The 14965-nt window shown below is 45.4% G+C and carries 12 protein-coding genes; 10 read left to right on the forward strand and 2 right to left on the reverse strand.

The window, feature by feature from the left end; all coding sequences use genetic code 11:
• Positions 1-86 precede the first annotated feature (86 nt).
• The 4 genes from G9F48_RS11810 to G9F48_RS11825 all read left to right on the forward strand — a co-directional run bounded on the left by G9F48_RS11810 (position 87) and on the right by G9F48_RS11825 (position 4919).
• Entirely contained in the window at positions 87-242 is a 156-nt protein-coding gene (locus tag G9F48_RS11810) for a hypothetical protein (protein ID WP_162988639.1), read from the forward strand.
• A 172-nt stretch (positions 243-414) separates the two neighbouring features.
• On the forward strand, positions 415-954 hold the full coding sequence (locus tag G9F48_RS11815) for a class I SAM-dependent methyltransferase (protein WP_165409528.1): 540 nt from the start codon (positions 415-417) through the stop codon (positions 952-954).
• Between the two features lie 209 nt (positions 955-1163).
• The gene (locus tag G9F48_RS11820) at positions 1164-1730 is read left to right on the forward strand and encodes a TetR/AcrR family transcriptional regulator (RefSeq protein WP_003152789.1); all 567 of its coding nucleotides are present in this window, start codon (positions 1164-1166) and stop codon (positions 1728-1730) included.
• A 27-nt stretch (positions 1731-1757) separates the two neighbouring features.
• Entirely contained in the window at positions 1758-4919 is a 3162-nt protein-coding gene (locus G9F48_RS11825) for a bifunctional cytochrome P450/NADPH--P450 reductase (protein ID WP_165409529.1), read from the forward strand.
• A gap of 149 nt (positions 4920-5068) precedes the next feature.
• Here G9F48_RS11825 and G9F48_RS11830 read toward each other — a convergent pair whose 3' ends face one another.
• Positions 5069-6277 carry an MFS transporter gene (locus G9F48_RS11830; protein WP_165409530.1) on the reverse strand — a complete coding sequence of 403 codons (1209 nt, stop codon included), beginning with the start codon at positions 6275-6277 and terminating at the stop codon, positions 5069-5071.
• A gap of 124 nt (positions 6278-6401) precedes the next feature.
• Between G9F48_RS11830 and G9F48_RS11835 the strand changes: the two genes are divergently transcribed.
• From G9F48_RS11835 to manA, 6 genes are all read left to right on the forward strand, one after another.
• Positions 6402-7286, forward strand: a complete 885-nt coding sequence (locus G9F48_RS11835; protein ID WP_014305476.1) for a LysR family transcriptional regulator — start codon at positions 6402-6404, stop codon at positions 7284-7286.
• 67 nt (positions 7287-7353) lie between these two features.
• Entirely contained in the window at positions 7354-7836 is a 483-nt protein-coding gene (gene ybaK / locus G9F48_RS11840; RefSeq protein WP_013352996.1) for a Cys-tRNA(Pro) deacylase, read from the forward strand.
• Between the two features lie 46 nt (positions 7837-7882).
• Positions 7883-8800, forward strand: coding sequence for an MBL fold metallo-hydrolase (locus tag G9F48_RS11845; RefSeq protein ID WP_165409531.1), 918 nt, complete (start codon positions 7883-7885; stop codon positions 8798-8800).
• A 229-nt stretch (positions 8801-9029) separates the two neighbouring features.
• Positions 9030-10982: a BglG family transcription antiterminator gene (locus G9F48_RS11850; protein ID WP_165409532.1), complete on the forward strand. Its 1953-nt coding sequence runs from the start codon at positions 9030-9032 to the stop codon at positions 10980-10982.
• Positions 10983-11134: 152 nt separating this feature from the next.
• Positions 11135-13093 (forward strand): fructose-specific PTS transporter subunit EIIC, encoded by a 1959-nt coding sequence (locus G9F48_RS11855; protein WP_165409533.1) that lies wholly within the window; start codon positions 11135-11137, stop codon positions 13091-13093.
• Between the two features lie 14 nt (positions 13094-13107).
• Positions 13108-14055 (forward strand): mannose-6-phosphate isomerase, class I, encoded by a 948-nt coding sequence (gene manA, locus G9F48_RS11860; RefSeq protein WP_165409534.1) that lies wholly within the window; start codon positions 13108-13110, stop codon positions 14053-14055.
• Positions 14056-14141: 86 nt separating this feature from the next.
• Here the strand turns inward: manA and G9F48_RS11865 are convergent, their stop codons facing one another.
• Positions 14142-14867, reverse strand: a complete 726-nt coding sequence (locus tag G9F48_RS11865; protein WP_003152806.1) for a MurR/RpiR family transcriptional regulator — start codon at positions 14865-14867, stop codon at positions 14142-14144.
• Positions 14868-14965: the final 98 nt, after the last annotated feature.

The raw sequence follows: 14965 nt of genomic DNA on the forward strand, positions 1-14965 counted from the left end.
CCAGGTTTAGCGAGGATGTTGCTGTCACGTCGCAGACGGCCTGCATACCATGGTAAAGAAAGAAAAATTGGTAAGCGGGTGATAGCATGCAAGGCGGTCAGAACAGAATTCCATCCATCGGGCACGGGTATGCGTCAATGCCCCATTCATTTAAACACGGCTACGGCAACCCGTATCGCCGGCAGAGAATGGCGGCGCTTTCCCGGCAGACAAGATATACAGCACCGTATTATTGGTACTAGAGCAGGCGGAAAACCTACGTTTTCCGTCTTTTTTTTATGAAAACAAATATAAATTTCAAATAAATCGAAACGTTCATGAAGAGAAGTGCGTCTAGTTAGTACCTCATACTAATACGAGGTAATATTATTTCTGAATAATAAATCACAGGAATGGAAAAGCGGGTGTTATACAATGTTGCAACATACATCTTCAGCATTAAAACGAATGCGCGCGAAATACTTTGCTGCATCAGAACCGGCAGAGTCAGTCATTCAGCAAATCTTGATGGACATACAGGAATACGACCGCATTTTGGAAATCGGGACCGGAAACGGCTCAATGTTTAAACAAATCATCGGACAGCTTGAAAAGGGCAGTCTTAAAAGCATAGAAACATCGAAACGTAAAATACGGAAAACACAGCGCGCAAACCGTTCGGTTATAAAAGCCGGGCTCGGAAACATTCAGCAGGGGAGGCCTGAAAACTTACCGTTCCGCGATCGCAGCTTTCATAAAGTTTTTTCATTACATACTGCTGAAACAGTCAGCGATTACAGGACAGCATGTAAAGAAGTGTACCGCGTTCTTCAAATTGACGGGTGTTTCTATATGGTTTTGAAACCTTCGCGGATGAGTGAGAAGGATATGATTGAGGTGCTCTATGATCAGCATTTCAGACACATTTCAGTTGTCAGCAGAGATTCATTCCATTTTATTACTGCCATTAAATAGAATATTTCTTGGGAAATAAAAAGAGCTGCTTAAGTCACTGCAGCTCTTTTTGTGAAATCGGGCATATTTCCTTATTTTTGGTTATTTCACATCTATTTTATATTAAAAAAAGTTTTTTTCTTATACAATGGTAATCAGATGACCGTACATTTTAAATATTTTGAACAAACGGAATGAATATTCATTCCGCGTTTAGAAAGGGGGATGAAATGACAGCTTCAAACAAGGTTGAACTCATTATGAAAGCGTCGCTTACTTTGTTTACAGATAGAGGATTTGACGCCACGACGATTCCGATGATTGCCGCTCAGGCCGATGTCGGAACCGGCACAATCTACCGTTACTTTGACAGTAAAGAGACACTTGTGAACGTACTGTATCAGGAAAGTGCGCAGCGTTTTATGAAAAAAGTCAAAACGGACTTTCAGGGTATCTCTGTAAGAGAAGGGTTTCATCACCTGTTTTATTGTCTGATTGATTTTACGAAGGAAAGTGAGTATGCATTGTTTTTTCTTGAAACGAATAAGGACGCCTACTTTCTGAATGAAACGAGCCGTAAGCTTCTTGATGAAATAACACAGATGCTTGACGTCTTTTTTCAGCGCGGCAAGTCTGAAGGTGTGCTCCGCAATCTGCCGTCCAATGTGCTGATGGCGCTGCTGCTCGGGGCATATCTCAAACTCTATCAGCTTATCCGGACGGGAAGCGTCGAAATAACAAAACCGTTTCTGAAAGAATTGGAACAATGTTCTTGGGATGCCATCAGAACTCATTAATTATTCGCCGAAGGAAGGAAGATCGATATGAAACAGCTAAGCGCTATACCGCAGCCGAAAACATACGGACCTCTGAAAAATCTCCCTCACTTGGAAAAAGAAAAACTGTCACAATCGCTCTGGAAAATTGCCGAAGAATACGGCCCGATCTTTCGTTTTGAATTTCCGAGCTCTGTCGGGGTCTTCGTCTCAGGCCGCGAGCTCGCGGCAGAAGTCTGTGATGAAAAGCGATTTGATAAAAACCTCAGTAAAGCCTTGCTGAAAGTCCGTGAGTTTGGCGGTGACGGACTATTTACGAGCTGGACTCACGAAAAGAATTGGCAGAAAGCGCATCGGATTTTATTGCCGAGCTTCAGCCAGAAGGCGATGAAAGGCTATCATTCAATGATGCTTGATATTGCCATGCAGCTCGTGCAGAAGTGGAGCAGATTAAATCCGAATGAAGAAATTGACGTTGCCGAAGATATGACGCGCCTGACGCTGGATACAATCGGCCTGTGCGGATTTCATTACCGCTTTAACAGCTTTTACCGCGACACACAGCATCCTTTTATCACAAGTATGCTTCGCGCGCTGCAGGAGGCAATGCGCCAATCACAGAGACACAGCCTGCAGGACAAGCTGATGATCAAAACGAGACATCAGTTCCAGCAGGATATTGAAGTGATGAATGAACTCGTAGACCGGATCATCGCTGAGCGGAGAGAAAATCCGGATGAGAATCTGTCTGATCTTTTAGCATTGATGCTTGAAGCGAAAGATCCTGTAACAGGGGAAAGGCTGGATGATGAAAATATCCGTTATCAAATCATTACCTTTTTGATCGCGGGGCATGAAACCACAAGCGGGCTGCTTTCTTTTGCGATATACTGCCTGCTGAAAAATAAAGATAAATTGAAAAAAGCCGTTCAGGAAGCCGAGCGGGTGCTGACGGGAGAGACACCTGAATATAAGCAGATTCAGCAGCTGACATATATCCGCATGGTGCTGAACGAGACTTTGCGGCTGTATCCGACTGCCCCGGCATTTTCCCTGTACGCGAAAGAAGATACGGTTCTCGGAGGGAAATATCCGATTGCGAAGGGACAGCCGGTGACGATTCTGACTCCGCAGCTGCACCGGGATAAAAGCGCGTGGGGAGAAGATGCCGAGTTATTCCGTCCGGAAAGGTTCAGCGATCCCGCGGCAATTCCGGCTGATGCGTATAAGCCGTTCGGAAACGGACAGCGCGCATGCATCGGGATGCAGTTTGCCCTGCAGGAAGCGACAATGGTGCTCGGCCTTGTCCTTAAACACTTTGAACTGATTGATCATACTGATTATGAGCTTACGATTAAAGAAGCTTTAACCATTAAGCCCGGTGATTTTAAAATCCGTGTGAAAAACAAGGATGTGTCCAATCAGCAGTCCGCACAAAACCATAAAGCTGAAGGCAGCGGTCACAAAGAAGAAACGAAAGAAATCCCGTCCCACGGAACGCCGCTTCTCATTCTTTACGGTTCAAATTTGGGAACTGCGGAAGGAATCGCGGAAGAGCTGGCTGACATCGGCAGAAGCAAAGGATTTTCAACTGAAACCGGCCCGCTCGATGATTATACGGGGAAACTGCCTGTAAAAGGCGCAGTCGTTATTGTGACGGCTTCTTATAACGGGGCGCCGCCTGATAATGCGGCGGGCTTTGTGAAATGGATGGAAACCCTTGAAGATCAGGAATTAAAGGGTGTTTCTTACGCTGTCTTCGGCTGCGGAGACCGCAACTGGGCCGCCACTTACCAGAGGATCCCCCGCCTGATAGACAAAGTGCTTGAAGAAAAAGGGGCAAAACGGCTGACTTCTATCGGGGAGGGCGACAATGCCGATGATTTTGAGTACAGTCAGGAAGCCTGGGAAGAGTCATTCTGGAAGGACATCATGAAGGCTTTTCATATAGAGGCCGCTCCAAAACAGGCAAACAAATCACAGTTATCAATCGAATACGTAAGTGAAGCAGCCGAGACGCCGATTGCCAAAACGTACAAAGCATTTGAGGCGGAAGTCATCACAAACAAAGAGCTTCATACCGAAAGCAGCAAGCGTTCAGTCCGGCATATTGAGCTGCGTCTCCCGAAAACCGAAACGTATCGGGAAGGAGACCATCTCGGGGTGCTTCCGCAAAACAGCGGGGAACTGATCAGCCGTGTCATTCGCCGATTCGGTCTTGATCCGAACCAGCACTTTAAGATCAAGGGCCGGCAGCTGCCTCATCTGCCGATGGACCGGCCGGTTAATGCGCCGGAGCTTTTGGCGTCATATGTAGAGCTGCAGGAACCGGCAACGAGAGCCCAGCTTCGCGAACTTGCCGCCCATACCGTGTGCCCGCCGCACCAAAAAGAATTGGAGCATCTTTATTCTGACGATGCGGCATATAAAGAAAACGTGCTGAAAAAACGAATGACCATGCTGGACCTGCTGGAAGATTATCCGGCTTGTGAACTGCCGTTTGAGCGCTTTTTAGAACTTCTGCCGTCCTTAAAGGCGCGCTATTATTCAATCTCAAGCTCACCGAAGGCAAACAAAAGGGAGCTCAGTATCACGGTCGGCGTTGTGACGGCTCCGGCGTGGAGCGGCCGGGGAGAATACAGGGGCGTGGCTTCGAACTATTTAGCCGGATTACAAAATGGCGATTCTGCCGTCTGTTTCATCCGCTCGCCGCAGTCGGGTTTCGCATTGCCTGAAAATACGAAAACGCCTCTCATTATGATCGGAGCAGGCACCGGAATTGCACCGTTCAGGGGATTTATCCAGGCGCGGGCAGCAGAAAAAATGTCCGGTAACAGCCTGGGCGAAGCTCATTTATACTTCGGCTGCAGACATCCTGAAGAAGACGATCTGTACAAAGATGAATTCGACCATGCGGAGAAAAACGGCCTTGTCACCGTGCATCGGGCGTATTCCAGATTAGATCAGGACTGTAAAGTTTACGTACAGGATGTCCTGCTTCGCGAGGCTGCACAGATTATTGCGCTTCTTGACCAAGGCGGCCATCTCTATATATGCGGAGACGGAAGCAAAATGGCTCCGGCTGTCGAAAATGTACTGCTTCAGGCGTATGAAAAGGTGCATAACACTGATTCAAAAGTTTCCTTGAATTGGCTTGAACAGCTGCAGGCGGAAGGAAGATATGCGAAAGATGTTTGGGCAGGTGTGTAACAGAAGCGTAAGGCAATTGAAGATTGTGTTTTAATTGAAGAAAGCCGGCACGATATTTGAAATCTACTGAATCAAAAGGAATAGTTATAGGGAGTATCGTGCCGGCCTTATCTTTAGTATCGGACAAAAGACACAAATCTTTAATGTTTTTATTGATTTACATGCAGGCGGCTATGTCCCTTTTTTCTGAATTCCGCCAGAAATAAAACCGGATAAGACAGCAATATCAAAACCGAAATAAATGAAATGATACCGATCCAATGAAAATGCGTCCAAAAGAAACCGCCGCAAGACCCGGCCACGCTTGACCCGATATAGTATGCAAGCAGATATAATGAAGAGGCTTGCGCGCGCTGATCACCGGCTGCGTGGCCGACCCAGGCGCTTGCGATCGAATGTGCGCCGAAAAAGCCGAAGGTAAAGACGGCAATCCCCGCAATTTTAAGGGCAAGCTGGGGCAAAAGTGTCACCGCTGCACCGGCCAGCATAACAAAAATCGCAATCTTAATCATTTTTGCACTTCCGAAAAGGTCCGCTTTTTTCCCCATATAGACAGAGCTGAACGTTCCCGCGAGATAGACAATAAAAATAAAACCGATCACAGTCTGTGACAAATGATAAGGAGCCGCCATTAAATGAAAGCCGATATAATTATACAATGTCACAAAACTCCCCATTAATATAAATCCCAGAGATATTAACAAAAGCAGCCGTTTGCGGTGTAGAACCGCTCCGTATTCCTTACATGCCGCTTTTACGCCCGCATGCCGCTGAGATGAATGGCGCGGAGCCGGAAGAAAACGCCAAAACAAATAGCTTAATACAATAGAAAGAATGCCGATAATGGCAAGCGCCGGCCGCCAGCCGAATACATCAGTCAGAAGCCCCGTTAACAGCCTGCCGCTCATTCCCCCGATGCTTGTGCCGCTGATATATAAGCCCATCATTTTCCCGAGGCCCTTCGGATCAAACTCCTCGCCTACATATGTCATAGCGACAGCAGGAACGCCCGCCAGAAAAATACCGAGCAGCCCCCTCATCGCCAAAAGCGCCGGAAAAGCCGGACTGAACGCTGTTAATAGACCTAAAACAGAAGTAGCTGTTAACGACAGCACCATTAATTTTTTTCTGCCGAATCCGTCAGACAACGAAGCGGCGGCCAATAATGAAAATGCCAAAACGGCTGTTGAGATGGATAAAGTTAAGCTGGCAGCCGCAGCGGAAATATGAAACTCTTCCGAAAACAAAGGCATAAGCGGCTGTGTCGTGTAAAGCGTGGCGAATGTCACAAAGCCGCTGATAAACAGAGCCAAGCTGGCCTTTCTGTAAGCCTTTGTATGAGGCTGAATAAACGTCATGAATGTCCCTCTTTTCTCACTGTTGGTTATATATGTATCGTACGCTTTTCATTTCAATGTGTCTAATTTATAATAACTATAGAATTAATGCGTATAAGTTATGAAGAAAGGGGAGAAGGAGAAAATGGAGCTTCATCAAATTGACAACTTCATTGCGGCGGCAACTCATCAGCATTTCACAAATGCGGCAAAAGAAAGGATGATTTCTCAGCCGGCATTAAGCCGATCGATTATCAGGCTCGAAGAAGAATTAGGCGCGCCGTTATTTTACAGAGAGACAAAAGCCGTCCGGCTGACAAGGCACGGAGAGCAGTTCTTAATAAAAGCAAAACAAGCGAGACGAGCTTTAAATGAAGGCGTTGAACAAGTGAAAAAAAATATGAGCCTGGAACACGGCGAAATATCTGTATCTTTTCTTCATACGCTCGGGCTGCGCTTGATGCCTCAGCTGATTGCCGAATTTAAAAAGCTATACCCAAACGTGACCTTCCGGCTTTATCAAGGTGCAAATGAAACGCTTCGCAAAATGGTGGAAACGGGAGATGCGGATATCTGTCTCAGCTCCCCGCCGCTTCCAAGCGAGCTTTTACAATGGACAGTGCTGGAGAAAGAGCCTCTTTATGCGGTGCTTCCTGAGAACCACCCGCTTGCAGGAAATAAAAGCATTCAAATGAAAGAGATGCAGGACGAGGATTTTGTCGGATTTAAACCGGGATACGGGCTGAGGTATATGTTTGATCTGATGTGCCGGGATTTGAATATACACCCGCATCTCGCATTTGAAGGAGAGGAAGTGTCAACCATATTAGGGCTGACCGCCGCGGGTCTTGGGGCTGCAGTTCTGCCGAAAACCGCGGAGCATTCATACTTTCCGGTCGTTTTTCTCCCGGTTGCAGATTACCAATGCGAACGCACCATAGCGTTAGCCCAGTTAAAAAACCATGCTCTCTCTCCTGCTGCTGAGCGTTTTAAACAGTTTGCACTTGAGTATTACAAAGGACGCAACTGAGCGGTCATTTTATTAAAATCGAAGTTGAAAATAAAGCAGAAAGAAATACAGAAAACGGAGGATAACCATGGCGAAAAAAACAGTGAAAACAAATGCTGTCCGTATCATTGAGCAGCAAAACATTCCCTATGAGCTATTAGGTTACAAAACAGAAGGGGGACAGCCCGCAGACGGTCTTTCCGTTTCACAAAAAATCGGATACTCTGCCGAATATGTTTATAAAACCTTAGTGGCATCTGCAGGAACTGATCGTTATTACGTCTTTGTCGTTCCCGTTGCAAAAGAACTGAATCTGAAAAAGGCTGCGAAGGCGGCAGGTGAGAAGAAAATAGAAATGATTGCCATGAAGGACCTTTTGGGAGTGACCGGCTATATACGCGGCGGCTGCTCTCCGATCGGAATGAAAAAAAGGTTTCCGACTTTTATTGATAGATCCGCTGAAACACTGGGGTTTATGATTGTCAGTGCGGGGAAAATCGGAATGCAGCTTAAAGTAGCGCCTCAAGATTTAGCCGAAGCAAGCGGGGCGGTATTTACAGACATTGTATAAATGTCCGATGAATCTAATGGAATACACGTTTCAAGGGAGAATGATAATGAAAAAAAGATATGAAAACTTGAATGGCGTGAAGAATGAACATGGATTCAGAGATATGTGGAAATGGATGAAAGAACGAAGAGAAAAAAGTAAAGACTTAAGCGAGAACATTCCGAAGGCGGTCACAAGGGATGTCCGTGATGTTGCAGTCAATCGGACGGAAACCGCCATAACATGGATCGGCCATTCTACATTTCTGATCCAAATACAGGGGCTTAACATAATGACCGACCCTGTATGGGCGCGGAGGATGGGTTTTCAAAAACGGCTGACAGAGCCGGGATATGAATTGAGCGAACTGCCTGACATTGATGCCGTGCTCATCTCACATGGGCATTATGACCATCTTGATTTTCCGAGTATAAAAAAACTGAGAGGAAACCCGGATTTTTACGTGCCTGCGGGACTGAAAAAGCTGTTCATCAAAAAAGGCCGCAAAAAGGTTCATGAAATGAATTGGTGGGATCGTTTTGAGATGCGGGGGGTGAATATATCATTTGTTCCGGCCCAGCACTGGACACGGAGAACGCTTTGGGATACCGATACCTCTCATTGGGGAGGCTGGGTCATAGAAAGCGAAAACGGCGAGTCCATCTATTTTGCAGGAGATACAGGCTATTTTGAAGGCTTTAAAGAAATCGGAGAGAGGTTTCGTATTAAGGCGGCTCTGATGCCGATCGGAGCATACGAACCGGAATGGTTTATGAAAGTGTCACATATCAATCCGGAAGACGCCGTGAAAGCGTTTTTGGAGCTGAAGGCTGACAGCTTCATTCCCATGCATTACGGGGCATTCCGGCTTGCTGATGATACAGGCCCGGAAGCATTAAGCAGACTGCACAGCGAGTGGGACCGGCGTGCATTACCTCCTGAAAACCTGAAAGCATTAGCGCTTGGCGAAACATTTTGGCTGTAACAGCAGGTTTTCGCTGCCGACACCAATCGTTTAAAAACGGTTGGTGTTTTGTTGTCAACCAAAGGTGAACAGCCTCAGTATAAAACATGATTTTTCCGGAATCTGCGGTAAAAAACAAAACTTTTTACTCTTTTGTTTCACTATACAATGAAAACGGTTTCGTATGCGCAGTATATTTAACCTATCATAATTGCTCCAGCAGAAACGGACAGGAAGGATAGAAAAACAGATGAAATACATGAATTCAAGACAGAAAAAGATTTTGTATCTGTTGTTATCTGAACCTGATGACTACTTAGTTGTGCAAGATTTCGCAGACAGGGTCCGCTGTTCTGAAAAAACGATCAGGAATGATTTGAAAACGATTGAAGATTTCCTGAATGAACATGCTCAAGCTCAGCTGATCCGCAAACCGGGATTAGGCGTCTATTTACATATATCTGAACAGGAAAGGTCACGGTTAAGCCGGCACATTTATAATGAGCACTTTACATGCAGGCACAAGACCGATGAAGAAAGAATACTTCACATCGCTTACGATTTATTAATGAATTCAAAGCCCGTTTCCGCAAAAGAAATTGCCGCACAGCATTTTGTAAACAGAGCTTCCATTAAAAAGGATATTAGTACGGTTGAAGAGTGGCTGAAGCGATTTGATCTCACACTGGTTTCTAAACAGCGGCTCGGCTTAAAGATTGAAGGGGACGAAAAAAACAAAAGAAAAGCATTGGCGCGAATTTCAGATTTGATTGATAATGCGGAGTTTACAAGCCAATTTATAAAAAGTAAGTTTTTAAGTCATGAAGCGGACTTTGTGAGAAAAGAAATCAAGTTATTACAAAAAAAACATTCTATCTATTTTACGGATGAAACATTTGAAAGTTTGCTGCTGCATACATTGCTGACCATCCGCCGTATCAAAATGAAACAGCCGGTCGCCATCTCTGCAAGACAGCTGGAGGCGGTAAAAAAGAAGAAAGAATATGAATGGACACTGGCTTGTTTAAAACGGCTTGAGCCGGTATTTGCCATCCGGTTTCCCGAGGAAGAAGCCGTCTATTTAACTTTACATATAATAGGCGGGAAAGTCCGCTATCCATTGCAGCAAGAAAAGAAGCTTGATCTTGAAGATTCTGAGCTTTCCAAAGTCGTCAGGCATTTGATCAATCGTGTTTCAGAACTGAAAATGCTGGATTTTCACAAAGACCAGGAACTGATCAACGGATTGAACATTCATCTCGATCCAGTGTTGAAGCGGCTGAGCTATGATCTCTCTGTTTCAAACCCCATGCTTCACGACATCAAAAAAATGTACCCTTATTTGTTTCATCTTATCATTGACGTTTTAGAAGACATCAATCAAACATTTGATCTTTATATTCCTGAAGAAGAGGCGGCCTATTTGACGCTGCATTTTCAGGCAGCGATCGAACGGCTGCGCCGAAGCAGTCATAACCCTAAAAGGACGATCATCGTCTGCCATATGGGCATTGGCATGTCGCAATTGCTGCGGACTAAAATTGAACGCAAATTTCATCACATTACGGTAAAAGACTGTATCGCAAAAGCGGAGCTGACAGAGTATATCAAAAAGCATAAAGATATAGATTTCGTCATTTCTACGATAGGGCTTGGAAATGTAACGATCCCTCATATCGTCGTATCACCGCTTTTGGAGCCTGCTGATGAAAAGAAGCTCAGCGCATTTATGCAACAGCTTGATACATCATACCGCCGGGAGCAAAAAACGTTTAAAATGCTGAATGATACGACTCCGTTTCTCGTTTTTTTACAGCAAGAGACAGAGCACCGTTATCAGGTCATTGAACAGCTGGCGCAGGCTTTGTATGAAAAAGGCTATGTAGAAAAAGAGTATGGCATTCATGCAGTAATGAGAGAAAAAATGTCGGCGACAAATATCGGGGCGGGTATTGCCATCCCTCACGCGAACTCTAAATATATCAAACAATCAGCCATTGCAATCGCCACCTTAAAAGAGCCCATTGAGTGGGGGACGGAAAAGGTGTCGCTTGTATTTATGCTTGCCGTCAAACACGAAGATCAAAACAAGGTAAAGCAATTATTCAGTGAGCTTTCCTATCTTAGCGAGCAGCCGGCATTTATTCAAAAACTGACGGAAGAAAAAAATGTGATGACGTTTTTATCGTATTTAAACTATTAAAAGCAGGGGAATGCTCCCTGCTTTTTTTCTGTTTATAGGGAAAAATACCGTTATTTCCGGAACTTATGGTAAAAAAACGCGCTTATCACAGGCTGATTTCAGTATAAAGTTGAGACAAGATCTTGAAATTCAGACTGAAAAGGAGGATTTATATGAAACTGTTAGCGATTACATCATGTCCGAACGGCATTGCCCATACGTATATGGCTGCTGAAAATTTACAAAAAGCAGCCGGCAGATTAGGCGTTGAGATCAAAGTGGAAACCCAGGGCGGAATCGGGGTGGAAAATAGGCTGACCGAAGAGGAAATCCGGGAAGCAGACGCAATCATTATCGCGGCGGACCGTTCGGTGAACAAAGACCGATTCGCGGGAAAAAAGCTGCTGGCCGTCGGGGTTCAGGAAGGCATCCGCAAACCGGAAGAATTAATTCAAAAAGCACTTAGCGGTGAAGTGCCGGTCTATCAATCTGCTTCAAAAGCTGAATCCGCAAGTCAGCAGGGCAAAAAACAAAACCCGATTTACCGTCATTTAATGAACGGCGTTTCTTTTATGGTTCCTTTCATTGTCGTCGGCGGATTATTGATAGCGGTTGCATTGACGCTTGGAGGAGAAAAAACACCAAAGGGATTAGTCATTCCGGATGCGTCTTTTTGGAAAACGATTGAACAGATCGGCAGCGCTTCTTTTTCATTCATGATCCCGATTTTAGCCGGGTACATCGCGTTCAGCATCGCCGATAAGCCGGGTCTTGTCCCCGGAATGATCGGCGGATATATTGCGGCATCCGGCAGCTTTTACGACAGTGCAAGCGGTGCAGGATTTCTTGGAGGAATCATTGCGGGATTTTTGGCGGGATATGCGGCGCTAGGAATCAAAAAATGTAAAGTTCCGAAAGCAATACAGCCGATTATGCCGATCATTATTATCCCGGTGTTTGCCTCACTGATCGTCGGTTTGGCGTTTGTATTTCTGATCGGCGCCCCCGTCGCTCATATTTTCGCATCATTAACGGTTTGGCTTGCGGGAATGAAAGGCTCGAGCTCAATTCTCCTGGCATTGATTTTAGGAGCGATGATCTCCTTTGATATGGGAGGACCCGTAAACAAGGTGGCCTTTCTATTCGGATCGGCAATGATCGGAGAAGGAAATTATGAAATTATGGGCCCGATTGCCGTTTCCATTTGTATACCGCCGATAGGGCTTGGGATTGCGACGTTTTTAGGAAAAAGAAAATTCGCCGCCGCAGAAAGAGAAATGGGAAAAGCGTCATTTACGATGGGCCTTTTCGGTATCACGGAAGGAGCCATTCCATTTGCGGCCCAAGACCCCCTTCGTGTGATCCCGAGTATTATGGCGGGTTCTATGACCGGATCGGTGATAGCGATGATCGGCCATGTGGGGGACAGAGTGGCACACGGCGGCCCCATCGTTGCTGTACTTGGAGCAGTAGATCATGTATTGATGTTTTTTATCGCTGTAACAGCAGGCTCTCTTGTCACCGCTCTGTTGGTTAATGTACTGAAGAAAGATATGGCGAAATCCCCCGCGCCCGGTGAGGTGCTGCCGTCTGCCGCACCAAATGAAGCTGCAGCGGCAAAAGAAACAAAGGAACCATCTCAGGCTGACAGCCGAAAAGCCGGGATGACCGAAATCAAAAAACTGACTGACATTATCAGCACGGACTTGATTGAACCGCATTTATCCGGCGAAACGAGGGACGACATTATCGATGAAATGATCGAGAAATTGTCCCGTAAAGGTATGCTGCTGTCTGACAGCGGATTTAAGCAGACCATTTTGAGCCGTGAACAGCAGGGAACCACGGCGATAGGTATGAATATCGCCATTCCGCACGGAAAGTCTGAAGCCGTCAGAACGCCGGGTGTTGCATTCGGAATAAGACGTTCGGGTGTTGACTGGAACAGCCTTGATGGCTCTGATGCAAAACTGATTTTTATGATTGCCGTACCGAAGGAAAGCGGCGGAAATCAGCATCTGAAAATATTGCAGATGTTATCCCGAAAACTGATGGATGACAGCTATCGGGAAAGGCTGCTCTCCGTTCAGACAAAAGAAGAGGCGTATGGGCTTCTGGAAGAAATCGAATAAAGCGGGGGATGATCATGTCTACTGAACCGATATTTTTCAATCCGGTTTTCATAGAAAGAATTTGGGGAGGCGCCGCCCTGCGTGATTTTCACTATAATATTCCGTCCGAGCGGACAGGGGAGTGCTGGGCCTTTGCCGCTCATCAAAATGGACAGAGCGCAGTTCGAAACGGCATGTATAAAGGATGTACGCTCGGTGAATTGTGGGAGCATCACAGAGATTTATTCGGAAACCTTGAAGGAGACCGTTTTCCTCTTCTTACAAAAATTTTGGATGCGGACCAAGATCTGTCCGTTCAGGTGCATCCGAATGATGACTTTGCCAAAATGCATGAAAACGGGGAACTTGGAAAAACCGAATGCTGGTATATCATTGATTGTGAAAAAGATGCGGAGATCATTTTCGGCCATAACGCAACAACAAAAGAAGAACTTATATCCATGATTGAGCGCGGAGAATGGGACGGGCTTCTGAACAGAGTTAAGGTAAAGCCGGGAGATTTCTTCTTTGTCCCAAGCGGCACCGTTCACGCGATTGGAAAGGGCACACTTATTTTAGAGACGCAGCAAAATTCAGATACGACTTACAGATTGTATGATTACGGAAGAAAAGATGCGGACGGCAGGCTGCGCGAGCTCCATTTGGAAAAAAGTATAGAAGTGACAGACGTTCCATCTGTCCGTGAACGGCCGACCGTTCAATATAAACAAACAGATGATCTGCTGGCAGCTGTTTTAATAGAATGTCCTTATTTTTCAGTCGAAAAGTGGGATGTAAAAGGTGAAGTGAATTTATTCCAGAATCATCCCTTCCTTCTTGTCAGCGTGATCGAAGGAGACGGAATAATGATTGCAGGCGGGCATGAACATTCCTTTAGAAAAGGAGATCACATTCTCCTGCCTTCCGGTTTGGGAGAATATAAACTGGCGGGCCATGCAAAGTGTATTGTGTCTCATCTGTGATCTTCAAAACCCTTCTCTGGCAGCAGAGGAAGGGTTTCTCGTTACTTTTACAAAAAGGCCGAAATTTCCGTGGTCCGTTCCTGAATTTAATCTCTCAATTTGTATATCTCCCGAGCCATTGATTCAAGTATGTACATAGCGGGGATTTGGGTGGTAATATTCGCATTTTCAACCCATTCTTCCGTCACGTAATATGAAATATTCACATCGGACATTTTGGCAATGGTTGAATGTTTATGATTTGTAATACTGATGACCCGGCTTCCTTCTTGTTTCAGCTGATTCAGATGAGTCACTGTAGAATCTCCTTCACCTGAAACCGATAATGCGATCGTGATGCTGTTATGGCGGAAATGGGAATGGGCCGGAAAGTAAGGATCTTTAATATACATTGAAAGTTTCCCTAAGCACGAAAAATATCTGGCTCCGTATTCGGCGAGAATTCCTGAACTACCCACTCCGATAAAAATAACGCTTTCTGCATCGGCCGCAAGGGCTGCTGCTTCCTTCAGCTTTTCTTCCATCCCTCCGCTTACTGTTCTTTCAAAAAACTCGGCAACGGAATGATGGGGACTCTTTAAAATCGTTTTTTTATTTGCCTCCGCATACATTTTCAGCTTCACCTTAAACTCTGAAAACCCTTCACAGTTTATTTTTTTGCAGAAACGTAAAATAGAAGCCGTAGATACATGGGTTTCATTTGCCAATTCACGGATGCGCATATAGACGACTTTCTCGCTGTTTTGGGAGATGTAGTTGTATAAAGAAGTTTCAAGCTCGTTAAATGAAGCAATCATTTCGTGTGTGAACATGCAGGGGGATTCTCCTTTTTATGAGAATGGTGAATGTACATCTCATCGTAACATATCATTTTTAAAAGAAACATAGTGTTATTTTCATGTGACATATC

The organism is Bacillus sp. EKM420B (assembly GCF_011065565.1).
Taxonomy (GTDB): Bacteria; Bacillota; Bacilli; order Bacillales; family Bacillaceae; genus Bacillus; species Bacillus velezensis.

Excerpts from the sequence above, each read along its gene's own strand:
- G9F48_RS11855 (WP_165409533.1), top strand. The coding sequence starts at position 11,135 with ATGAAACTGTTAGCGATTACATCATGTCCGAACGGCATTGCCCATACG.
- G9F48_RS11810 (WP_162988639.1), top strand. The coding sequence starts at position 87 with ATGCAAGGCGGTCAGAACAGAATTCCATCCATCGGGCACGGGTATGCG.
- G9F48_RS11830 (WP_165409530.1), bottom strand. The coding sequence starts at position 6,277 with ATGACGTTTATTCAGCCTCATACAAAGGCTTACAGAAAGGCCAGCTTG.
- G9F48_RS11850 (WP_165409532.1), top strand. The coding sequence starts at position 9,030 with ATGAAATACATGAATTCAAGACAGAAAAAGATTTTGTATCTGTTGTTA.
- G9F48_RS11815 (WP_165409528.1), top strand. The coding sequence starts at position 415 with ATGTTGCAACATACATCTTCAGCATTAAAACGAATGCGCGCGAAATAC.
- G9F48_RS11845 (WP_165409531.1), top strand. The coding sequence starts at position 7,883 with ATGAAAAAAAGATATGAAAACTTGAATGGCGTGAAGAATGAACATGGA.
- G9F48_RS11835 (WP_014305476.1), top strand. The coding sequence starts at position 6,402 with ATGGAGCTTCATCAAATTGACAACTTCATTGCGGCGGCAACTCATCAG.
- G9F48_RS11865 (WP_003152806.1), bottom strand. The coding sequence starts at position 14,867 with ATGTTCACACACGAAATGATTGCTTCATTTAACGAGCTTGAAACTTCT.
- G9F48_RS11825 (WP_165409529.1), top strand. The coding sequence starts at position 1,758 with ATGAAACAGCTAAGCGCTATACCGCAGCCGAAAACATACGGACCTCTG.
- G9F48_RS11820 (WP_003152789.1), top strand. The coding sequence starts at position 1,164 with ATGACAGCTTCAAACAAGGTTGAACTCATTATGAAAGCGTCGCTTACT.
- manA (WP_165409534.1), top strand. The coding sequence starts at position 13,108 with ATGTCTACTGAACCGATATTTTTCAATCCGGTTTTCATAGAAAGAATT.
- ybaK (WP_013352996.1), top strand. The coding sequence starts at position 7,354 with ATGGCGAAAAAAACAGTGAAAACAAATGCTGTCCGTATCATTGAGCAG.